Source organism: Acinetobacter sp. 742879 (genome assembly GCF_000588535.1).
In the GTDB taxonomy this organism is placed as follows: Bacteria; Pseudomonadota; Gammaproteobacteria; order Pseudomonadales; family Moraxellaceae; genus Acinetobacter; species Acinetobacter pittii.
Genome location: NZ_JFYC01000003.1, coordinates 282,397 through 304,136, shown reverse-complemented (window position 1 = coordinate 304,136; position 21,740 = coordinate 282,397). Strand labels below are relative to the sequence as shown.

General features: G+C 39.3%; 18 protein-coding genes. 9 read left to right on the top strand and 9 right to left on the bottom strand.

Annotated elements, in window-relative coordinates:
• Positions 1 to 68: 68 nt before the first annotated feature.
• Positions 69 to 1,952: an Lnb N-terminal periplasmic domain-containing protein gene (locus J690_RS10770; RefSeq protein WP_032035729.1), complete on the top strand. Its 1,884-nt coding sequence runs from the start codon at positions 69 to 71 to the stop codon at positions 1,950 to 1,952.
• Positions 1,953 to 2,020: 68 nt separating this feature from the next.
• Here the strand turns inward: J690_RS10770 and J690_RS10765 are convergent, their stop codons facing one another.
• Both J690_RS10765 and folE read right to left on the bottom strand, forming a co-directional pair.
• Positions 2,021 to 3,172 carry an extended-spectrum class C beta-lactamase ADC-343 gene (locus J690_RS10765; RefSeq protein ID WP_032035727.1) on the bottom strand — a complete coding sequence of 384 codons (1,152 nt, stop codon included), beginning with the start codon at positions 3,170 to 3,172 and terminating at the stop codon, positions 2,021 to 2,023.
• 153 nt (positions 3,173 to 3,325) lie between these two features.
• On the bottom strand, positions 3,326 to 3,874 hold the full coding sequence (gene folE, locus J690_RS10760) for a GTP cyclohydrolase I FolE (protein ID WP_002118643.1): 549 nt from the start codon (positions 3,872 to 3,874) through the stop codon (positions 3,326 to 3,328).
• Positions 3,875 to 4,135: 261 nt separating this feature from the next.
• Between folE and xdhA the strand changes: the two genes are divergently transcribed.
• Genes xdhA through xdhC form a run of 3 tightly spaced genes read left to right on the top strand, consistent with a single transcriptional unit; the run spans position 4,136 to position 9,002 of the window.
• The gene (gene xdhA, locus J690_RS10755; RefSeq protein WP_032035726.1) at positions 4,136 to 5,635 is read left to right on the top strand and encodes a xanthine dehydrogenase small subunit; all 1,500 of its coding nucleotides are present in this window, start codon (positions 4,136 to 4,138) and stop codon (positions 5,633 to 5,635) included.
• 1 nt (position 5,636) lies between these two features.
• Positions 5,637 to 8,012, top strand: coding sequence for a xanthine dehydrogenase molybdopterin binding subunit (gene xdhB, locus J690_RS10750; RefSeq protein ID WP_032035724.1), 2,376 nt, complete (start codon positions 5,637 to 5,639; stop codon positions 8,010 to 8,012).
• A gap of 6 nt (positions 8,013 to 8,018) precedes the next feature.
• A complete protein-coding gene (xdhC, locus tag J690_RS10745) occupies positions 8,019 to 9,002 on the top strand; it encodes a xanthine dehydrogenase accessory protein XdhC (protein WP_005068082.1) in 984 nt (327 codons plus the stop codon).
• A gap of 10 nt (positions 9,003 to 9,012) precedes the next feature.
• On the opposite strand, the gene J690_RS10740 is transcribed toward xdhC, so the two are convergent.
• The 6 genes from J690_RS10740 to J690_RS10715 all read right to left on the bottom strand — a co-directional run bounded on the left by J690_RS10740 (position 9,013) and on the right by J690_RS10715 (position 15,832).
• Positions 9,013 to 9,708 (bottom strand): Smr/MutS family protein, encoded by a 696-nt coding sequence (locus tag J690_RS10740; RefSeq protein ID WP_032035721.1) that lies wholly within the window; start codon positions 9,706 to 9,708, stop codon positions 9,013 to 9,015.
• A gap of 9 nt (positions 9,709 to 9,717) precedes the next feature.
• Positions 9,718 to 10,524 carry an indole-3-glycerol phosphate synthase TrpC gene (gene trpC / locus J690_RS10735; RefSeq protein ID WP_032035720.1) on the bottom strand — a complete coding sequence of 269 codons (807 nt, stop codon included), beginning with the start codon at positions 10,522 to 10,524 and terminating at the stop codon, positions 9,718 to 9,720.
• A gap of 9 nt (positions 10,525 to 10,533) precedes the next feature.
• Positions 10,534 to 11,583 (bottom strand): anthranilate phosphoribosyltransferase, encoded by a 1,050-nt coding sequence (gene trpD, locus J690_RS10730; RefSeq protein ID WP_032035718.1) that lies wholly within the window; start codon positions 11,581 to 11,583, stop codon positions 10,534 to 10,536.
• 9 nt (positions 11,584 to 11,592) lie between these two features.
• Positions 11,593 to 12,177, bottom strand: a complete 585-nt coding sequence (locus tag J690_RS10725; RefSeq protein ID WP_000925676.1) for an anthranilate synthase component II — start codon at positions 12,175 to 12,177, stop codon at positions 11,593 to 11,595.
• Between the two features lie 296 nt (positions 12,178 to 12,473).
• A complete protein-coding gene (locus J690_RS10720) occupies positions 12,474 to 14,276 on the bottom strand; it encodes an aminopeptidase P family protein (protein WP_032035716.1) in 1,803 nt (600 codons plus the stop codon).
• Positions 14,273 to 15,832, bottom strand: a complete 1,560-nt coding sequence (locus J690_RS10715; RefSeq protein WP_081325768.1) for a peptide MFS transporter — start codon at positions 15,830 to 15,832, stop codon at positions 14,273 to 14,275. Before J690_RS10715 ends, J690_RS10720 begins: the two co-directional genes overlap by 4 nt.
• Before the next feature lie 762 nt (positions 15,833 to 16,594).
• On the opposite strand from J690_RS10715, the gene glnA reads away from it, so the two are divergent.
• The 5 genes from glnA (at position 16,595) to J690_RS10690 (ending at position 21,244) form a co-directional block, all read left to right on the top strand.
• Positions 16,595 to 18,010: a type I glutamate--ammonia ligase gene (gene glnA / locus J690_RS10710; RefSeq protein ID WP_002052696.1), complete on the top strand. Its 1,416-nt coding sequence runs from the start codon at positions 16,595 to 16,597 to the stop codon at positions 18,008 to 18,010.
• 125 nt (positions 18,011 to 18,135) lie between these two features.
• Positions 18,136 to 18,645: a chorismate--pyruvate lyase family protein gene (locus J690_RS10705; RefSeq protein WP_032035713.1), complete on the top strand. Its 510-nt coding sequence runs from the start codon at positions 18,136 to 18,138 to the stop codon at positions 18,643 to 18,645.
• Positions 18,642 to 19,520 (top strand): 4-hydroxybenzoate octaprenyltransferase, encoded by an 879-nt coding sequence (ubiA, locus tag J690_RS10700; RefSeq protein WP_032035711.1) that lies wholly within the window; start codon positions 18,642 to 18,644, stop codon positions 19,518 to 19,520. The genes J690_RS10705 and ubiA overlap by 4 nt, the downstream gene beginning before the upstream one ends.
• Positions 19,521 to 19,629: 109 nt before the next feature.
• On the top strand, positions 19,630 to 20,937 hold the full coding sequence (locus J690_RS10695) for an alpha/beta hydrolase family protein (RefSeq protein ID WP_032035710.1): 1,308 nt from the start codon (positions 19,630 to 19,632) through the stop codon (positions 20,935 to 20,937).
• A gap of 106 nt (positions 20,938 to 21,043) precedes the next feature.
• Positions 21,044 to 21,244: a hypothetical protein gene (locus J690_RS10690; RefSeq protein WP_032035709.1), complete on the top strand. Its 201-nt coding sequence runs from the start codon at positions 21,044 to 21,046 to the stop codon at positions 21,242 to 21,244.
• Between the two features lie 4 nt (positions 21,245 to 21,248).
• Here J690_RS10690 and J690_RS10685 read toward each other — a convergent pair whose 3' ends face one another.
• Entirely contained in the window at positions 21,249 to 21,692 is a 444-nt protein-coding gene (locus J690_RS10685; RefSeq protein WP_032035708.1) for a DUF2726 domain-containing protein, read from the bottom strand.
• Positions 21,693 to 21,740: the final 48 nt, after the last annotated feature.

Here is a 21,740-nt window from a genome sequence, read left to right as displayed (position 1 = left end):
TTGAAACTGAAAACCCTGTCGTATGGCAGGGGTTTTCTTATATTTAATGATAAAAATTGATGAGCTTAATGAAGTCAGTTGTTTTAGTTTTTGCCTCTTTGGCAGTGAATATTGCGTATTCAGCAGATATAAATCCATCTATTCAAAAATATTGGTCAATCGCAGGACAACAAAATCTAGATCAAGACATTACATGGCAAAGGCTCATGTATGCCAATAAAAATCAGAAAAGTGAGGTCACTTATTCTGGCTATTTCCTATCAGAAAATGGAAAAAATAATTTAAAAGAAGAACTGAAAGCGGATATCTCGGCATTATTTATACCTGCTCAAGATAATCAGTCGGTTCGTTGTAAGTTTCCGGCACGTAGTCAATGGCTCATGCAAAAAGTCGGCATTCAAGAAAATGAATTGCCTCAAGTAAAGTGTACCGAATTTGAAAACTGGATTGGGCAAATTAAGCCCTACAAAGCGACATTAATTTATGCGACCGATTTTATGGGCAATCCGAGCTCCATGTTTGGGCATACTTTATTGCGTTTAGACCCCAAAGATCAGCAGCAATTAAATTTAGTTTCCTATGCTGTAAATTATGCAGCAACGGTGGCAGGCAACGACAACTGGTCATATGCATGGAAAGGTTTAACAGGGCAGTATCCGGGTGAATATTCACTAATGCCTTATTACCGTAAAGTAAAAGAATATGGCGATTTTGAAAGCCGTGATTTATGGGAATATGAGCTAAATTTAACTCCTGAGGAAACACGTTTCTTGGTGTCTCACATTTGGGAAATGCAACTTGTGAGTTTCCCATATTACTTTGTGAGTGATAACTGTGCCTATAGATTGTTGGGGTTAGTGGATTTAGTAAAACCTGAATCTAACTTACAAGAAAAATTTACTTATGCCTCCATTCCAATGGAAACCATTAAATCGATGCAGCAGGAAGGACTTACCAAAGCTCCTATATATCGACCTGCTTTAGAAACTCAATTATTGGCACAAGCTCATCAGCATGGTGCCTCATTGGCGAAGGTGGCTCATCAAATTACGATGATGCCGACACAGCAGTCTTCTCAAATTTTAAAATCATTTAGTGAACAAGATCAGGCTAAAATCCTTGAGATGGCTTACGATGATTTATACCTCCAATTTATTAGCCGAAAAATAGAAGAAAGCATTGCTCAGCCGCAGTTACGTCAGCTTTTAGCGCTCAGAAGTCAGATTGATTTAGACAAACAGCGTCAAGAACCAAAAAGACCAACAAAGGAACCGACTCAAGGCCATAACGCACGTAACTTTTCCGTGAAAGCTGGTGAGGTGCAAGGTGATAAGTTTATCGAACTTGGTCATCGGCAAGCCTACCATGACTTAATAGATCCTCAAGGCGGATATCGTGCCGGTACTCAATTACTATTTTTAAATGGTAACGCACAGTGGCGAGATGATCATTTAAAACTCGAACGTCTTGATTTGTTAGAAGTGAACTCTTATAACCCGATTCAACCTTTTAAAACACCGCTGAGTTGGGGATTTAATTTAGGTTGGCGTCAGGAAGCTATTCATGATGGAAGCTTTAGTGAAGACAAACAACACGGTGTAGCAAGCTTTAATGCTCAGGTCGGTTACAGTCTTGCTGACTATGAGCGCAAACATATTTGCTATGGGCAACTACAGACCTACGTACAAACGGGTTCAAATCTAGATAAAGGCTGGCGTGTGGGAATGGGCCCGACTTTAGGTTGTATGAACCAATGGTTTGAGCGTTTCAACTCTGTCGTGCAAATTGAGTTACCCTATTGGGAAGATCAAAACCAATGGAACTTGAGAGTAAATACGCAGTGGCAATATGTGATTAATCACAATAATGCCGTTCGATTAAATTGGGATTATGAACAACAAAATCATCAAGACTGGATGAAATCAAGTCTAGGATATGTTTGGTTCTTTTAAATAGCATTACGAATAAAAAAAGGGAAAAATGAATGAAATCATTTCTCCTTTTTTGTTTTAGCAAAGGATTATTTCTTTATTGCATTTAACACGGCATACGCTGCTTTAATGCGTTCTTCATTCGGAATACGTTTATTGGTCAACATGACTAAGCCAATATTTTCTTTAGGAATGAACACGACATATGTTCCAAAACCGTTGGTCGAACCAGTTTTGTGGAACATCTTAACTGAAGGTTCTTTGGAAATGGCAGTCACTTTATTAGGCTTCATCACAATTTGTTCTGAATTACTGTCTAATAAAGTTTGTAAAGGCGCTGGATAAGAAAATTCTTCCCAACCAAGTGCCTGATACATGGTGCCGACTTGATAGAAACCTTGATGTGTTTCATTAATTGCACGTTGAATATCTGCTGGATATTTTTGTGGATTTAGGTTGGCATTAATAAAACTCAGCATATCTGGTAGCGTCGATTTAACCCCATATGCTGGAGCATCTAGCGGACCAGGGTTAACACGAATTGGCTGATTTTCTTGGTTATAGCCAAAAGCATAGTTTTGCATCTGAGTTTTAGGAACATTTACATAGCTATGTTTTAAGCCAAGATCTGGAAAAATTGTTTTTTCTAAGACTTGGTCGAAAGGTTTATTCATAGACAATGCCACAACTTTTCCAAATAAACCAATGCTTGGATTTGAATATTGTCTATATTCACCGATTGAGTTTTTAGGTTTCCAGTCTTTGAAAAAAGTTAAAACTTGTTGGTCTGTTTGTACTTCATCTGGGAACTGCAAGGCAAGGTTACCACTTGTATACGTTGCGAGTTGAAGTAAGTTAACTTGGTCAATCGGTGTGTTTTTTAGTTCTTTCCAATATTTACCAGGCGTATCGTCAAAAGAGATTTTTCCTTTATTTTTTGCATATCCACCTGCTGTTGCGGTAAATAATTTACTAACTGAACCTAGCTCAAAAATGGTACTGCTATTTACAGCTTTTTTATCTTGAACAGATTGAAGACCATAATACATTTCATACTTTTTATTATTTTGAATAACACCCACAGCCATACCTGGCACATCATATTTTTCTAATAACGGTTTAAAGTTCTGATCTACCAGTTTTTTAATTTCTTGTTCTTTTGATGGATTGCCCGCATAAATTGATGTATTAAAAATAAAAAGAGGAGATAAAAGTAAGCAAGAAATCTTGTTAAATCGCATGATTAACTCATAAATTATTTAAAATTAAAGATGCGTACTTTTATAACAAAAATCACCTAATTTAATTGTTATGTTTTATAGGTTAAGTACTTTAAATAGATATAAAAAAAAAGCCCAACTTCGGCGGGCTTTTATTTTGGCAGTAAAACCGGATTAATAACTTTCTGGTACTGCACTTAAAAATTCACGACGCGCTTCTTTGTCGGTTTTAAAATCGCCGACAAATGAAACTGTACGGGTTGTAGATTCTTGTTTACCTACACCACGCATCATCATACACATATGTGCTGAATCGATGACTACAGCAACACCGCGAGCACCAGTCACTTCTGCGACAGCTTCTGCGATTTGTTGAGTCAGATTTTCCTGAATTTGCAAACGGCGAGCAAACATCTCGGTAATTCGTGCAAATTTAGATAAGCCAAGAACTTTGCCTTCCGGTAAATAGGCAACATGAACACGGCCGTAGAATGGGAGGAGATGATGTTCGCAAAGCGAATAGAATTCAATATTCTTCACCAATACCATTTCATGGTTATCTGATGGGAAAACAGCATTATTGGTGACTTCTTCTAAAGTTTTACTATAGCCAGAAGTTAAATATGAAAAAGCTTTAGCCGCACGCACAGGCGTATCTTTAAGGCCGGGACGATCAAGATCTTCACCGACGGCAGTCAGGATATTTGCGTACGATTGCTGCATTGACATAAGACGTATAAATTTACTCTATTAGACAAGCTCGGCATTGTATCAGAAACATGACCTGATGTTCATAAATCCTCGCACTATATTTATTTTGGTTTTGCGCAAGCTTAATAAAAGATGAATAAATTTCATGTTTTTTATCGTTAATAGTCAAGTGTTTGGACATGAAATGTGCGCTTAATATTGGTAAGTTCTAAATGATCGCGTAATGGCATCATATTTGCACAGAAGCATTATTATAAAGCATAAGGATAAAACATGTTAGAACGTCCAATCACCTTCTTTTTCCGTGGTGGTCAGCAGCAAGTAGAAAATGTAGTACCCACAATGACGGTTTTACAATTTCTACGAGAATATACCCAAACTGGTAAGACTAGGCAGACTGGTACAAAAGAGGGATGTGCTGAGGGCGATTGTGGTGCATGTACAGTAGTGATTGGTGAACTGGTCAATGACAACCTGCAATTACGCAGTGTGAATGCGTGTATTCAGTTTTTACCGACTTTAGATGGTAAGGCCCTATTTACAGTAGAAGACCTTCGTAGCTTATTGCCTGTACAAGATGGGACACTTCATCCGGTACAACAGGCAATGGTCGATATGCATGGCTCACAATGCGGTTTTTGTACACCCGGTTTTATCATGTCGTTATGGTCAATGTATGAAAATGAACAAAATTCTCCAAGCAAAGATAAAATCAGTGATTATCTTTCTGGAAACTTATGTCGCTGTACAGGCTATCGCCCTATTTTAGATGCAGCACAAAAAGCATATGACTATCCGCGCGTTTTATTAAACCGTCAAAAAATAATTGATGTATTAAAAGAGATCAGAACATTACCTGCATTACATTTAAATGATCATGGTCAACAATTTTTTGCACCAAAGACTTTGCAAGATTTTGCCGTATTGCGCTTGCAGTTGCCGCAAGCGCGTATTGTTGCGGGTAGCACAGATGTCGGTTTGTGGGTAACAAAGCAGGGCCGTGATTTGGGCGATATGCTTTATATTGGCCAGGTTGAAGAACTCAAAAAAATTGTAGTCACAGATAATGCTTTAACGATTGGGGCAAACGTCAGTTTGAGTGATGCACTCATTAAAATTTCAGATTTTTATCTCGACTTTCAAGAATTGCAGCGCCGTTTTGCTTCCATGCCGATTAAAAATGCAGGAACTCTAGGTGGAAACATTGCCAATGGTTCGCCTATTGGCGACTCAATGCCAGCATTAATTACGCTAGGTACACGATTGATTTTGCGTGTAGGTGTGCAGACCCGTGAAATTGCCTTGGAAGACTTTTATTTAGATTATCAAAAAACAGCATTACAACTTGGTGAGTTTGTTGAGGCGATTGTTATTCCGCTTCGCGAAGGGCAGACGCGTTTTAAATTTGCTAGCTATAAAATTGCCAAACGTTTTGAGCAAGATATTTCTGCGGTATGTGCGGCCATTTCATGTGAGTTAGATATTCATCATGTCGCTCACAATGTCAGAATTGCTTTTGGTGGCATGGCGGCTATTCCCAAACGTGCAAAATATGCAGAAACCATATTGGAAGGTCAGCAAATTACAGCAGAATTGATCGTTCAGGCACAGCAGGCCTTGTCGCAAGACTATCAGCCTTTAGATGATGGACGTGCTAGCTCGGCATATCGATTACACGTCGCGAAAAACTGTTTACAGCGTTTTTATGTAGAAAAAGTTTTGTCTCAAACGATCACTCGTGTGAATGACTTGATTGCTATGGTGGAGATCTAAGATGAATCAAACCATTGACTTAAGTGTTTCTAAAAAATCTGCTAAAGCAGGCGACTCGATTCCACACGAAAGTGCACATTTACATGTGACTGGGCAAGCAACCTATATTGATGATTTACCCGAGCTTGAAAATACCATGCACCTAGCTGTCGGATTTTCAAATTGTGCCAAAGGCAAAATCAGTAAGTTTGATTTGGATGCAGTACGTCAGGCTGATGGTGTCTATGCAGTTTTTTCTGCAAAAGATATTGAGGTTGAAAATAATTGGGGGCCAATTGTTAAAGATGACCCAATTTTTGCCGAAGAGCAGGTCGAATTTTATGGACAAGCCTTGTTTGTGGTTGTGGCCGAGAGTTATCAGCAAGCCCGTCAGGCAGTTTGCTTAGCAAAAATTGAGTATGTGCCCGAAACTCCAATTTTAACGATTCAAGATGCGATTGAAAAAGAATCGTGGGTGTTGCCACCTGTTGAATTTAGCCATGGTGAAGTTGAACAGGCTTTTCAAAACGCAGCCCATCAACTTTCAGGAGCGATTGAGCTGGGTGGGCAAGAGCATTTTTATTTAGAAGGTCAGATTTCATATGCGATTCCACAAGAAAATCAGAGCTTAAAAATTTATTGCTCGACACAACACCCAACCGAAATGCAGTTACTGATTTGTCATGCATTAGGCATGAATATGCATCAGGTCAGTGTGGAAAGCCGTCGTATGGGCGGTGGTTTTGGTGGTAAAGAGTCGCAGTCGGCACAGTGGGCATGCATTGCATCTTTGGCAGCGAAAAAAACAGGTCGTCCGTGTAAATTACGCTTGGATCGTGATGATGACATGAGTGCTACAGGCAAACGTCACGGTTTTGCTTATGAGTGGTCTGTAGCTTTTGATGACAGTGGTGTTCTGCAAGGCTTAAAGGTACAACTGGCTTCAAACTGCGGTTTTTCGGCTGATCTTTCTGGGCCAGTGAATGAACGTGCGATTTGCCATATTGGCAACGCTTATTATTTAAATGCAGTTGAGCTACGTAACTTACGTTGTAAAACCAATACTGTTTCTAATACCGCATACCGTGGTTTTGGTGGACCGCAAGGCATGTTTGTCATCGAAAATATTATTGATGACATTGCTCGTTATTTAGGTTGTGACCCGGTTGAAATTCGTCAACGTAATTTCTTTGCCGAACAGCCCGGTGCTGGACGTGACCGTATGCACTATGGGGCAGAAGTCCGTGATAATGTTGCGCCAAAATTGGTAGCTGAATTATTGCAGACTAGCGATTATGCGAAACGCAAACAGGCTATTCAGGCCTTTAATCAGAACAATGACATCATTAAGCGTGGTATTGCGTTAACCCCATTAATGTTTGGTATTTCGTTTAACGCCGTGCATTACAATCAGGCAGGTGCACTGGTCTATGTCTACATGGATGGCACTGTCGCGATTACGCACGGTGGTACAGAAATGGGACAAGGGCTATATACCAAAGTACGGCAGGTTGCTGCACATGAGTTGGGTTTACCCATCGATGGCGTTCGTTTAATTGCAACCGATACTTCTCGTGTGCCAAATACTTCGGCAACTGCAGCATCGAGTGGCGCGGATTTAAATGGTAAAGCTGTTCAAAATGCCTGTATTAAAATTCGTGAGCGTCTGGCAAAACTTGCAGCAGACATAAGCGACAGTGACGCAGGGCAAGTCCAGTTTGAAGATAGTATGGTTTCAACAGCGAATGGTCACTCATGGACATTTCCAGATTTGGTTCAACGGGCATATATGGCACGTGTACAGCTATGGGACAGCGGTTTTTATAAAACGCCAGAAATTCACTATGATCAGGTCAACCATTTGGGGCGTCCATTTTTCTATTATGCCTATGGTGCAGCAGTCAGTGAGGTCGCAATAGATACCTTAACAGGGGAAATGAAAGTATTACGTGCTGACATTTTGCATGATGTAGGACGGTCGATTAACCCTGCAATTGATATTGGGCAAATTGAAGGTGGTTTTGTTCAAGGGATGGGATGGCTTACGACAGAAGAGCTGTATTGGCAGCCGCATGGACCACACGCAGGCCGTTTGTTTACCCATGCGCCTTCAACTTATAAAATCCCGACCAGTGTAGATATTCCTCATATTTTTAATGTCAAACTGTTCAATAATCAAAATCAGGCAGACACCATTTACCGCTCCAAAGCGGTAGGTGAACCCCCATTTATGTTGGCATTATCTGTTTTCTCTGCAATTCGTCAGGCGGTACAGGCGGCTATTCCCGAAAAAGCTCCGCTAGTGCTCAATGCTCCAGCAACTGCCGAAGAAATTTTACGTGCAATTGCTATTGGATGGGGACAAGCTTTGGCTGCTCGCCCACAGGCTAAAATGTAGAAGATTATGCAACATTTACAATGGTGGACTGATTTTGTAGCGTGGCAAGTTGATGCTCTGCCTATGGTATTGGTCACAGTAGTCCGCGCTGATGGTTCTACACCGCGAGAGGTTGGTGCATCCATGTTGTTGCGGTTTAATTTGCAACAGCAATGGCAGCAGTCAGATACGATCGGCGGCGGGCATTTAGAGTTTCAGGCGATTGATATTGCTAAAGCAATGTTAAAAGAAACGGAAACTAGTGTGAGGCGTATTGAACGCTTTAACCTCAGTGCTCGGTTAGGGCAGTGTTGTGGCGGAGTAATGTGGTTATTGTTTGAAAAAATATCACCCGCTACGGTCACATCGGATTTATCCGTGAGTTTGCAAGCATGGCGAGTTGGAAAGCGTATATCGCGTACCGTCTCACATCAATATGCATCCACTTGGCAGACTATGGATATGAAGCAACAACCAAGTTTCGAGTTTGATTCTGACAGTAGTGAGCAATGGCAATTTAGCCAGCAAATTCAGCCTTATGCCATGCAAGTACTGATTTGTGGTGCAGGGCATGTGGGTGAAGCAATTGTCCGTTGTTTATTACCTATTGGTGTTCGGGTGAAATGGATTGATCCACGTGATGATATTTTTCCATCCGATTTACTGCAACAGGTGCACTGTATAACGACTGATACCTTAGAAGCCGAGATCGAGCATTTTGACCGTTCAGGCGCAATTTTAATATTAACTCATGACCATCAATTAGATTTGCAACTATGTTTTTCAGCCTTAAAACCTACGGCAAAACCATTTGCTTATGTTGGGATGATTGGCTCAAAAAGTAAAAGGGCTATTTTTGAAAAACGCATGCAGGTGCGAGGTTATACTCCGGAAACTTTGCAACGTTTGGTTTGCCCGATCGGGATAGAAGGGATTTCATCGAAACAACCTGCAATGATTGCCATTGCAGTAGTTGCTCAATTATTACAAGTATTTGATGTAAAAAAATGATCCCAAAGGATCATTTTTTTTGTTCGAACTTAGGATTTTTTTCTGCACGTTTAAGCAGTACGAGAACGGCACCTGTACCACCTTGATTTTCAGGGGCACTTACAAAGGCCAAAACATCGCGGTGTTGACGTAACCATCCATTGACATAGGTTTTTAAGACCGCTTCTGGGCCTTTACCATGCACAATTTTGATGACATTTTGATTTTCATCTTTTGCCATCTGGATAATTTGTAAAACTGCGTCACGTGCTTGCTCAATCGTGCAGCCGTGTAAATCTACAGCTTCAAACCAACGCATCTTGCCTGCTTTTAAGTCTTCAAAAACTTTATGTTGCAGAGTCGCAATGCGATAGCTTAACGTTGCTTGGCTTGCGACCGGATTTAAAGCAGCTTGAGTATCTGATAACTCGGCATGCTCGGTATCACGGCCACCTTCTGCGGCTGCACGTTTCGCTAGCGTTTGTGCGTCGACTTTTCTGGCACGAGGTGTTTTTACATCGGCAACATTACTATTGTTGATGCGTTTAACGCCAGCAACAGCCTGTTGAAACAGATGTGTATCTTCCAATTCTTCAGACTCAGCCTGAGCTTTTTTAGTCTCAGGCTGATTTGTGATTTTGCTTGAATGAGGATTGGAGATTTGCTTTTTAAATTGCTTCAATAACTTCTGTTGCTCTTTAGAAAGCGATGAATCTTTATTACTCATATATCTTCATTAAACCGTTTGGGGTTGTCCAAAAAGGGCAGTAAAAGCTTGATCTGGACGAGGTTGTTTCATAAAACTTTCGCCCACCAAGAAGCTGTGAATATCATGCTCTTGCATCATATGTACATCATCTGGTGTCGCAATACCGCTTTCAGTGATTAATAAACGTGAGGTCGGAAGTAATTTTTTCAATCGAATGGATGTATTTAAATCTACATCAAACGTTTTTAAATTACGGTTATTCACGCCTAATAAACATTGCTCAGAAAGCTTTAAAGCGCGTTCCATTTCTTCTTCGTCATGAACTTCAACCAATACATCAAGTTGATGTTCAAACGCAGTTTTAGACATTTCTTCGAGTTGCTGGTCAGACAAACAAGCAACAATTAATAAAATACAGTCAGCATGCAAAGCACGAGCTTCAACTACATTATATGGGTCAATCAGAAAGTCTTTACGTAAAGCAGGGAGGGCACAATGATTGCGAGCAATCGCAATATTTTCATCTGCTCCCTGAAAGAAATCAACATCGGTCAGTACCGATAGACATGCTGCTCCAGCTTGTTCATATTGCTGGGCAATTTCGGCAGGATTAAAGTCTGCGCGAATAATTCCTTTTGATGGAGACGCTTTTTTAATTTCAGCAATTACACCAGGGCGTTTATGTTTTAAAGCATTTGCAAAGCCTCGAACTGGAGTCGCAGCTTTTGCTAGTTCTTCAACATCTTGCAAATTACGTTGCTTTAAACGCGCAGCAAGTTCCTCATGTTTACGGTCAACAATTTTACCTAAAATGGTATTTTGAATATTAATCATGAGAAATCCTTAATCTGCCTGAGATTGCTTTAATGTTTTGGTAAATTCAGCCAAAACACTCATTTTTTCTAAAGCCTGTCCGCCATAGATAATATCTTGAGCGAATGTAACAGCCTGAGCATAAGTTTTGGTAATGCCCGCCACATAGATGCCTGCACCTGCATTAAGCGCAATCATGTTTGCTGCTTTTTCTCCAATATCGGATTTATTTTTGCTTAAAGCATCTTTAATTAACTTTAGACTTGCTGTTGCATCAGCGACAACCAAACCACTTAAAGTTTGCGACTCAATTCCGACATCTTCAGGATTAAGCGTCCACTCAGTAATTTCACCATCTTTGAGTTCGGCAATAGCAGTGGGAGCGGCAAGACTTATTTCATCAAGACCATCTTTTGAATGGACAACCATGACATGTTCAGCACCAAGCTGCTTCATCACTTCGGCAATTGGACGACAAAGTTCATCTGAAAATACGCCAATCACAAAGCGTTTTACACCAGCCGGATTCGTAAGCGGGCCAAGTAAATTAAAAATGCTGCGAATACCAAGCTCTCGACGTGGTCCAACAGCATATTTCATTGCTTTATGGTGGTTTGGAGCAAATAAAAACCCTACACCCATCTCACGGATGCAGCGTTCGGTTTGTTGCATGTCTAAATCAAGATGAATACCTGCTTGTTCAAGCAAGTCAGATGAACCTGATTTGCTTGAAACGCCTCGGTTGCCATGTTTTGCAATGGTTGCACCTGCCGCCGCAATTACAAAGCTTGAAGCTGTAGAGACGTTAAATAAGTTTTGACCATCACCACCCGTGCCGACAATATCAACTAAATATTTGATATCGCTGACATCAATTTTGATGGCAAATTCACGCATGACACGTGCAGCAGCAGTAATTTCGTCAATACTTTCACCTTTCATGCGAAGGCCCATCATCAAAGCACCAATTTGTGCTTCGGTTGCCTCACCTTGCATGATGCTACGCATAATGTCTTCCATTTGCGGCTGAGTCAGGTGAATATTTTTTGTTATATGGTTAAGTGCTTGTTGAATATTCATAGGGATCACTTATGCATAAATATCTAAAAAGTTTTTAAAGATTTGATGGCCATGTTGACTCAAGATTGATTCAGGATGGAACTGCACGCCTTCAACAGGCAATGTCTTATGTTTAACACCCATGATTTCTTCCATTGAACCATCTGCTTCATTAGTCCAGCACGTTACTTCAAGGCAATCAGGCAGTGTTTGCTGATCGATCACCAACGAATGATAACGAGTTGCCGAGAATGGGCTAGGAAGATTACTGAAAATACCTTTATTGCTATGGTACATGTCAGATAAACGTCCGTGCATCACCGTTTTAGCTCTTACAATTTTTCCGCCAAAAGCCTGCCCAATACTTTGATGCCCTAAACACACGCCAAGTAGAGGAATTTTTCCGGCAAAGTGGTTAATTGCAGGAATTGAAATACCTGCTTCACTTGGAGAGCAAGGGCCAGGACCAATCACGAGATATTTAGGTTGCCATCGTTCAATATCCTCTAATGTGACTTGATCATTGCGAACTACTTTTACTTCCTGATTCAACTCGCCAAAATACTGGACGATGTTGTAGGTAAAAGAGTCGTAATTGTCGATCATTAGAAGCATGATGAACTTAACCTCATGATAATTAAAATATATTTAATGAGTAGTTAGAATATTACTCACATTCATACTCACTGTTTAGAAAAGACTTTTTAGGTTTGAAAAATAAGAAGCCGCTTTCTAATGGGCTAATATAGCAAAAAAAGAAGTAACCAGTTTAACTATTTCATTCGTTAGAAATTTGCAGAAAAAACGGCTTTAAAAAGTGAGGCTTTTTGAAATTATAGATAAGTACAAATAAGGCAGAATAAGCTTCTATTGTAAATAAAAAAACTATTCTGCCTTAAATAAAAAGAAGATTAAATCTTACGTGTGTTATAAATCAACCAATCTAAAACATCGCCAGACAAGTGTTCAGCTAGTCTTTCCTGAACAGTTTGGTGGTAACGATTTAGCCAGTCTTTCTCTTCATTCGTTAGCATATCAACAACGATACAATCTAAATGAATTGGGCAAAGGGTCAGCGTTTCAAACTCTAAAAATTCACCGTAAGTTTTTTCAAATCCAGAGTGGAGACGGTTTGCAACGAGGTTTTCAATACGAATACCGTATTGTCCTTCATGGTATAAGCCCGGCTCGTTAGAGATAATCATTCCTTCACGTAACTTACTATAAGCATGTATAGGCGCGTAATAAGAAAGTACTTGTGGACCTTCATGAACATTAAGCGCAAAGCCTACGCCGTGGCCTGTTCCATGTCGATAATCTAAACCATGTTGCCATAAAGTATTACGACAAATTGAATCGAGTAGCGGTGCAGCTAAACCTTCTGGATAAATCGTTTTTGCCAAAGCAATGTGACATTTTAAAACCAGAGTATAGTCACGTTTTTGTTGCCCTGTTGGCGTGCCGACAGGAACAACACGAGTAATATCCGTTGTTCCATCTACATATTGCCCACCAGAGTCAATGAGTAATAGACCATCACCTTCGATAAATGAATAGTGCTCTTCAGTTGCACGGTAGTGGGGTAGAGCACCATTAGCATTAAAGCCAGCAATCGTTGAAAAACTCGGTCCTATAAATCCATCTTGCTCAGCACGGAAAGCTGTAATCTTCTCATCAATAGTGAGTTCTGAAATACTTTCACCATGATGAAGGGCTTTCTCTAACCAGTGGAAAAAGTGGCAAAGCGCGACTCCATCTTTAACCATTGCGTGACGGATATGAGCAATTTCGCTTTCATGTTTACGCGATTTAAAAAGTGTACTTGGGTTGATGTCGTAGACAACCTGAATATCTTTTGCGATGGCTTGTTCATGAAAAATCGAGACTTTGGCTGGATCTAAAAGTACCGAGGTATCAGAAATATTCGATAAAAACTTAGCTGTATCTTCGTAGTCACGAATCTCAATGTCATCAGCTTTGAAAGCTTGTTGAGAGGTTGAATCAACTTTGTTGCTATCAATGAATAAAACAGCCTGTTGAGTACTGATATACAAATGTGAAAGGAATACAGGGTTGTACTCTACATCTTGTCCACGTGCATTTAAGACCCAAGCAATATCATCTAAAGATGAAATAAAATGACCCGCAATATTCTTGTTAGCTAAGCTCTCGCGAATTGCCTGAATTTTTTCTTTACGAGAGAGGGCATTTAACCCTTCAGGCATTAAATGGATTTTTTCTGATGGAAGTTCTGGATGGTCTAACCAAAACTCTCCGACTAAATCTTGCTGGGTTTCAAGTTTATAATTATTAACTCGTGCAGTATGTTCGAGTGCTTTGAATTGTTGAATGGATAAAGTATGCCCATTTACCACAATGACTGATTCTGATTGTAGATTTTTTTCAATCCAAGCGAGATGTGTAGAAGTTTCATCACTGGTCAGTTTTTGTAATTGAAAGCCAGTTTCAGCGAGTTGTTGCTCGGCTTGTACCCAATAGCGACCATCCACCCATAGACCTGCAAACTTTTGGGTCACCACAAGCGTACCAACAGAACCACTAAAACCGCTTAACCACTGCCTTACTTTCCAATAGTCTGGTAAATATTCTGACATATGGGGATCGGCACTCATCACAATCAAAGCATCAACATGCTGATTGCGCATGAGTTCACGAAGTTTCTCAAGTTTTTCTGGAACAGTTAAAACGCTCATATAGTTTCCAACTCAGGTTGAACTTTACTGGTACTTTTGTTCATTAATCTATTAATAGGTTTCTTTAATAAAAATAACACGATTGCACCAACGACTAATGCCAAAACGCATCGCATAAAGAGATTCGGTAAATGATCAATATTATCTGCTGATACATGCCCGCCAATAAGACCAGCGATGAGATTACCTAAAGCTGTGCCAGTAAACCATAGCCCCATAATTTGACCGCGTATAACATCAGGTGCAAGTTTAGTCATGGTTGATAGCCCAATTGGGCTTAAACACAGTTCTCCTATGGTAAGTAAAAATAAAGTTCCTACTAACCAAAATGGTGAAACTAGCCCGCCAGCAATTGCGAAACGACTAGCAAAAGACATAACAAGAAAGCCACCTGCTGCGAATAACAATGCAATAATAAATTTGCTGATATAGCTTGGGTCTTTATTTGATTTACCTAGTCTTGCCCAAAGCCATGCTGCAACTGGGGCAAAAATAATAATAAATAGGGCATTAATTGATTCAAACCATACAGTTGGAATCTCAAATCCAAAAAACATACGATCTGTATAGTCTTGTGCAAATAAAGTAAAAGTTGTGGGCTTTTGTTCAAAAGCTGACCAGAATAGGGCAGAGGCTGCTAATAAAACAAAACAAATAATAATTTTAAATTTGTCATGCTGCTCTAAATTCAGGAAAAGCAGTAAATATGCAAAATAAGCAATAATCCCAATACCAATCCCAACTGTTAAATAAGTTGCTACCTCGACCGGATTGATATGAATGACACCAAATAAGGTAAGAACAATAACGACTGCAACAGATAGTAAGAAGGAGAAAGCAATCTTTGGTGCATTTTTGTTTTGTACGACAGGTTTATTCCAGTTGTCATTTTCTTGACGTAACTCATTAAAAGTTTGTAGCTGAGGAACAGCCAATACACGAAAAATAAGTAATGCAACTAACATCCCAAGGCCACCAATTCCAAAACCTAAGTGCCAGTTATGATCACGTGCTAATAAGCCTGTTAGAAGAGGAGCAATAAAAGAACCTAAATTAATTCCCATATAAAAAATGGAGAAACCAGCATCTCGTCTACTATCCTGAGCTTTATATAATGTTCCGACAATCACTGAAATACAGGTTTTAAATAATCCGGTACCTAAAACAATAAGGACTAAACCGAAATAAAAAAAGAATTGATCAAAAATGGTAGTGAGGGCAATAGATAAATGACCTAGTGCAATAATAATAGAACCATACCACACCGATCGTGCCTGACCTAACCAGTTATCGGCAATCCAGCCACCAAAAACGGTCATTAAATACATAGATCCAGCGAATAACCCAACAATTGCGGCTGCAGTTGGACGGTCAAGACCTAAACCACCGTCATTAACCATTGCAATCATATAAAGAACGAGTAAAGGCCGAATACCATAATAAGAAAATCTCTCCCAAAGCTCTGTAAAAAATAAAGTTTTTAATGGTTTTGGATGGCCGAAAAAAGCTCTGTCATATTGTTCGAGTTCATGCTTCATTTCAAATCCTTTGAACATATTTGTAGTTTAGATAAAACAAAACTTTTAGTTTGTTTAATTATAAAAAAAAGTTATGTTTTATTTTTTAGATTTTTTAAAATGAAAAAGCAAGTTGGTCATGTATAAAAAAGGTATATAACAAATGGTAAAAAATTAGAAAGTTGAAATTATCAGTTGAAAAGATTCCTCTTGGCGCACCAAAGCTGATCAGGCCAGCACTAGCGTAAAATTACGATAAGAAAAATTAAATTAGCACTTTAAAACCTCAACCTTTCTATAGATGGGCAGTGAAGAGTGGTAATTGATGTCATATAAAAAAATTGTGTAGAGTTACTTAGAAATCGTATTTATGTTCAAACTTTTTTAGCAAAGGCATATTGTAAATACCATGGTCTAATTTAGAAATTAACAGTTCCATCGGGAATAGATTATTATTTTTAAGCATTACAGTAAGAAAGTCAGATTTCTATATAAGAAAGTATTATGATCACAAATTACTGTTAGATATTGATGCGGCGATTCATATTAGCGCAACAATTTTGCACTAAATTAGGGCGATTGCGAGCTATTCTTGTATGCCATAATTTGAAAATGTCTGAATATGGTGCATTTAACTATGCAAACAGTATAATGGGTTCAAGACAAGGGGCCTAAATCATGGATAGTTATAAGCAATTCAATGTTTTAGGTAAGTCTTATAAAGTTGGTATGAGAATTGCTATATAAATACCAGCAACTAACACGCACTTAACAAGTGCAACAAAATTTCATTGGAGCAAAATGAGCATGGCGAACAAGGTCCTTCAACTCATACAAGAAAGTGGCGCAAAATGGGTCGATTTTCGCTTTACTGATACTAAGGGTAAAGAACAGCACGTAACTTACCCAGCTGATTCTATTGATGAAGATACTTTTGAAGACGGTAAAATGTTTGATGGTTCTTCAATCGCTGGTTGGAAAGGCATTGAAGCATCTGACATGATTTTACGTCCAGATGCGGAAACTGGTTTTATCGACCCGTTCTTTGCTGAACCAACTGTAGTTGTGACTTGTGACGTTATTGAACCTTCAACTGGTCAAGGTTATGAGCGTGACCCACGTTCGATTGCTCGCCGTGCAGAAGAATACTTAAAATCTACAGGTATCGGTGATACTGCATTCTTTGGTCCAGAACCAGAATTCTTTGTATTTGACGAAGTGAAGTGGGACATCGATATGTCTGGCGCTCGTCATACATTAATCGCTGAAGAAGCTGCTTGGTCTACTGGTAAAGACTACGAGTCTGGTAACTCTGGTCACCGTCCACGTGTTAAAGGCGGTTACTTCCCAGTTCCTCCAGTTGATTCTTCACAAGATATGCGTGCAGAAATGTGTGCAAAAATCGAAGACATCATGGGCCCAGGTCGTGTAGAAGTACATCACCACGAAGTTGCTTCTTGCCAGTTAGAAATTGGTGTGAGCTTCAATACACTTGTACGTAAAGCTGATGAAGTTCAACAGTTCAAATATGCTGTTTGGAACGTTGCACATCAATATGCAAAAACAGCTACGTTTATGCCTAAACCAATGGTAGGCGATAACGGTTCTGGTATGCACGTTCATATGTCTATCTCTAAAGATGGCAAGAACTTATTTGCTGGTGATGAATATGCAGGCCTTTCAGAAATGGCGTTGTACTTCATCGGTGGTATCATCAAGCACGCTCGTGCATTGAATGCAATCACAAACCCATCTACAAACTCATACAAGCGTTTGGTTCCTCACTTCGAAGCACCAATTATGCTTGCTTACTCAGCGCGTAACCGTTCTGCTTCTATCCGTATTCCATACGTTTCTAGCCCTAAAGGTAAGCGTATCGAAGCTCGTTTCCCAGACCCAATGATGAACCCGTACTTAGGTTTCGCTGCATTGTTAATGGCTGGTATCGACGGTATCCAAAACAAGATCCATCCGGGCGAAGCTGCTGATAAGAACTTGTATGATCTTCCTCCAGAAGAAGAAGCAAAAATCCCAACAGTTGCTCATAGCTTAGATATGGCTCTTGAAGCACTTCAAGCAGATCACGAATTCTTGTTAAAAGGCGGCGTGTTCACTAAAGAAATGCTTGATGCATACATCGAACTTAAAACTGAAGATGTACGTCGTCTTAACACGACTACTCACCCAGTTGAATTTGATATGTACTACAGCTTGTAATACGTATTTCGTAAAAAAGCCTGCATATGCAGGCTTTTTTATTGCCTGGAATGTTGATTGAATTCTCTACGTTTTTTATCAAAAAATTGGAGTAAACTAAGTGCGAGTTTTCATGTGAGCAGATTATGCGTAAACGACAACCAGTACTTAAACAGGAAAAGGCTTTAAATCCTGAGTTGAAAACATGGTTGTATGCTTCTGGTTCTCTGACTCAACAACTCACTGAGCTTGGTGGTGGCCAGTTCAGTGTGAAGCCCTTTAAAGAGCACTTTCAGCGTTTAACTTTGGCAGATAGTCAATGGATGAACATACCTCATGCTCATACTTCATGGGTAAGGGAAACCTATTTATATGGTTGTGAGGCAGAGCCGTGGGTGAAAGCAAAAAGTATTTTTCCAATTCAAAGCTTACAAAAAAGAGCGCGTATATTTCAGCACATCGGTTCTAAACCGATTGGCTTTTTCCTATTTCAAAGAACAACTCCGCTTTGTGACCGTCGTGTCATTCGTTTGCCAGAAGGCTGGACGCGACAAAGTTGCTATACTTGGCATGGATGTAAATTTATCGTCCAAGAAACATTCTTACCGGCTTTTGAAGCTTTTTTAAATCAGCAGCACGACAAGGAATTACTATGACGACTGCAACAGGCACAACATGGCGTCAGCGTTTAGAGGCTTATTATTATCTATGTCGATTTGATAAGCCAATTGGTACTGAACTGGTGTTTTGGCCAACCATGTGGGCACTTTGGGTTGCATCAAAAGGAATACCTGATTTAGGTATTTTATTTGTCATGATTTTAGGCGTGATTTTTATGCGCGCTGCTGGATGTGCGATTAATGACTTTGCTGATCGTAAAGTAGATGCCCATGTTGAGCGTACTAAAACGCGCCCTTTAGCAACGGGAGTTATTCGCGCAAGGGAAGCCGTATACGTATTCTTGGGCCTTGTTTTAGCAAGCGCATGTCTTTTGTTCTTTTTACCTATAGAAACTTTTTATTGGTCATTTGGCGCATTATTTTTAGCGTTTATTTATCCCTTTATGAAACGCTATACCAATTTACCCCAAGTATTTTTAGGCGCAGCATTTTCATGGTCAATTCCTATGGCTTTTACCGCGGTAGGTAAAACTCCAGATTTGACTTGCTGGTTGCTCTATTTTGGTAATTTGGCTTGGACTGTGGCTTATGACACTCAATATGCAATTACAGATCGTGAATATGATTTAAAGATTGGCGTGAAATCTACAGCTATTCTTTTTGGTCGATATGACATCCAGATTATTGCTCTTTTACAAGCAGCTAGTCTTGTTTTGATTGGTACTGCACTATATTTAGAAAATATCTTATTCCCATGGGCAGTTATTGCTTTAGTTGTAGTGGCATTCGATTTTGTATATCAAACAATTAAAACCAAAGACCGCAACCCTCAAGTATGTTTTTGGGCATTCCGTCACAATCGCTGGGTTGGATTAATCATTTTTCTAGGAATATTTTTAAATTTCATATAGTAAAAATGACCGTGAGGTTGAAAAGTGTTCTATGCAGAGCACTTTTTTTATGTCTTAATATTTGTGCATAAAAATATGCGGAATAAATAACACATAAAAAGGATATTCTATGAAACGGTCAAAAATTGCTTTAGCTATAACATTATCAATTTCAGCATTATTTCTTACAGCATGTAATGACGATGATGATGACTATATTGGTGTTAATCCCGATAAAACTTATGTTTCTGAAAAAGCCTATTCTAAGGATACCTTAAGTGGCGCTTCATCTATAAAAGTAATGACTTATAACATGGTGAATGTACAAGGGAAAACAGCTGAAGCAACCGCTTTAGTCATGTTCCCGAAAGTTGCTCAACCAAAGGATGGTTATCGCGTAGTGGTATGGGAGCACGGCACTGTAGGAGTAGGGGATAGTTGTGCACCAAGTAATAATACGATTAATCCACGCTTCAAAATCTTAGCTGATACTTTATTAGCTGCTGGATATGTGATTGTGGCACCTGACTATGAAGGTTTAGGTACTAGAGGGATGCATCCATACCTTAATTTGGGAAGTGAGGCTAAATCTGCAATTGCAGCAGTTAAAGCTGCTAAAGATCATTACGGTAGTCAATTGAATAGTTCATGGATGTCGATTGGACAATCTCAAGGAGGCCATGCTTCATTAGGAACAGCTGAATTTGCTAATAACGACAGTAACTACAAAGGAGCGGTTGCAACAGCACCAGCCTCTAGTCTTGGCTATATTATTTCTGTAGTTGCTCCGCAAGCAATTAGAGACATTCTTCAAAAAGAGCAGGCTGGTACCGCACCTGTTGGTACGGCTGTAGAAGTATATGCTGAGCTACTTGCATATGCTGCATATACCACAGTGGGTATTACTGCTTATGAACCTAAATTTAATTATCGTGAAATCTTTCAACAACGTTCTCAAAGTATAGCTGAGTTTGCAGAAGGCACTACGGGTGAAAATGGAGTCTGTTTAACTGATTTGCATAATAAATTTGCAGATGATATTCGAGATTTTCTTGCGACTAATACTGGTAAAACAGTTCTAGATTATCCAGGCCTAGCTGGTAATTTCCAGGAGAATCCAACGGTGCAAAAATTCTTGGTAGATAATCAACCTGCTACAAAAAAAATTAATTCACCAGTCATGATTGTTCAAGGTACTGCGGATATGGCTGTACCATATCCTGTTACTAATGCCTTACAAGAGGGACTTAAAAAAATGGGAACTGATGTGACATTTGTACCTGTTGTTGGAGCTGCCCATACTCAGGCGATTGTATGTAGAAATGCTGAAATTTATCAATTTGTTCAATCTAAGATGCCAGCTAAAACAAATATAGTGCTTGATCCATCAGTAATAGATGCTAGTAAGAATGTTGAATGTACTGGAATAGCACAATAATTTTTTATATTTAAAATATTCAAATTAAAAGGGTCTTAAAGAAGGCCCTTTTTTTGTTATATTGTTACGCATTCTGAAATCGATACTATTTGAGTTTGAAGAACTTATGAGCCAGCAACCTATTGAAAAAAAATCTGTTCCTTGGTTATTAATGGGATTGGGTTTACTTATTCCTTTTCTGATTATTGGAATACTTTTCTTGGCTGCAAAAAGTGATGCTAAGAATAAAAAGCAATATGAACAGCAGCGTTTAGAAATGGCAAAAAGAATAGCTGAGAAAGAAGCTGCAAATTCTGAAACGAAATAGCTTGTTAATGAATATCCTTTTGTAATTGGCGTACAGTTGGAATATTGGTGTAGCGTTTTACAAGGTAGCCTGCTTCAGTGAGCATTTGATCACGAATACGGTCTTCTTCTACTTTTTCAAGATGGGTAGGGTCATCTAGCTCAATAATAGCAATCACTTCCATCTTGTCATTTAGCACGACAAAGTCAGTAACTTTACGATTGAACTGACTACGAATTTTATAGTCATTACTGGTAATTAAAGCACTAAAAGCCACTTGTGCTAATACATGATAATTTGGGAAACTTTGTTTTAAACGTATAAACATTTGAGTTTCAAAGTTTGTAATGACAGGACGAGCAAAGAATTTTTGTTTTGGAAATAAATAAGGACGTAAACAAACGAGAAGAAAAATACAGGTGCTTACGCAACCTAAAACAATAAAAAATAAGTGACTCGATTCGAACATGTGAAGGCATCATACAAATAAAAACCCACTCATGATGAGTGGGTTTTT

Bases quoted from the DNA above. Each gene is read 5' to 3' on its own strand.
- J690_RS10770 (WP_032035729.1), top strand. From the start codon at position 69: ATGAAGTCAGTTGTTTTAGTTTTTGCCTCTTTGGCAGTGAATATTGCG.
- J690_RS10765 (WP_032035727.1), bottom strand. From the start codon at position 3,172: ATGCGATTTAACAAGATTTCTTGCTTACTTTTATCTCCTCTTTTTATT.
- folE (WP_002118643.1), bottom strand. From the start codon at position 3,874: ATGCAGCAATCGTACGCAAATATCCTGACTGCCGTCGGTGAAGATCTT.
- xdhA (WP_032035726.1), top strand. From the start codon at position 4,136: ATGTTAGAACGTCCAATCACCTTCTTTTTCCGTGGTGGTCAGCAGCAA.
- xdhB (WP_032035724.1), top strand. From the start codon at position 5,637: ATGAATCAAACCATTGACTTAAGTGTTTCTAAAAAATCTGCTAAAGCA.
- xdhC (WP_005068082.1), top strand. From the start codon at position 8,019: ATGCAACATTTACAATGGTGGACTGATTTTGTAGCGTGGCAAGTTGAT.
- J690_RS10740 (WP_032035721.1), bottom strand. From the start codon at position 9,708: ATGAGTAATAAAGATTCATCGCTTTCTAAAGAGCAACAGAAGTTATTG.
- trpC (WP_032035720.1), bottom strand. From the start codon at position 10,524: ATGATTAATATTCAAAATACCATTTTAGGTAAAATTGTTGACCGTAAA.
- trpD (WP_032035718.1), bottom strand. From the start codon at position 11,583: ATGAATATTCAACAAGCACTTAACCATATAACAAAAAATATTCACCTG.
- J690_RS10725 (WP_000925676.1), bottom strand. From the start codon at position 12,177: ATGCTTCTAATGATCGACAATTACGACTCTTTTACCTACAACATCGTC.
- J690_RS10720 (WP_032035716.1), bottom strand. From the start codon at position 14,276: ATGAGCGTTTTAACTGTTCCAGAAAAACTTGAGAAACTTCGTGAACTC.
- J690_RS10715 (WP_081325768.1), bottom strand. From the start codon at position 15,832: ATGTTCAAAGGATTTGAAATGAAGCATGAACTCGAACAATATGACAGA.
- glnA (WP_002052696.1), top strand. From the start codon at position 16,595: ATGAGCATGGCGAACAAGGTCCTTCAACTCATACAAGAAAGTGGCGCA.
- J690_RS10705 (WP_032035713.1), top strand. From the start codon at position 18,136: ATGCGTAAACGACAACCAGTACTTAAACAGGAAAAGGCTTTAAATCCT.
- ubiA (WP_032035711.1), top strand. From the start codon at position 18,642: ATGACGACTGCAACAGGCACAACATGGCGTCAGCGTTTAGAGGCTTAT.
- J690_RS10695 (WP_032035710.1), top strand. From the start codon at position 19,630: ATGAAACGGTCAAAAATTGCTTTAGCTATAACATTATCAATTTCAGCA.
- J690_RS10690 (WP_032035709.1), top strand. From the start codon at position 21,044: ATGAGCCAGCAACCTATTGAAAAAAAATCTGTTCCTTGGTTATTAATG.
- J690_RS10685 (WP_032035708.1), bottom strand. From the start codon at position 21,692: ATGTTCGAATCGAGTCACTTATTTTTTATTGTTTTAGGTTGCGTAAGC.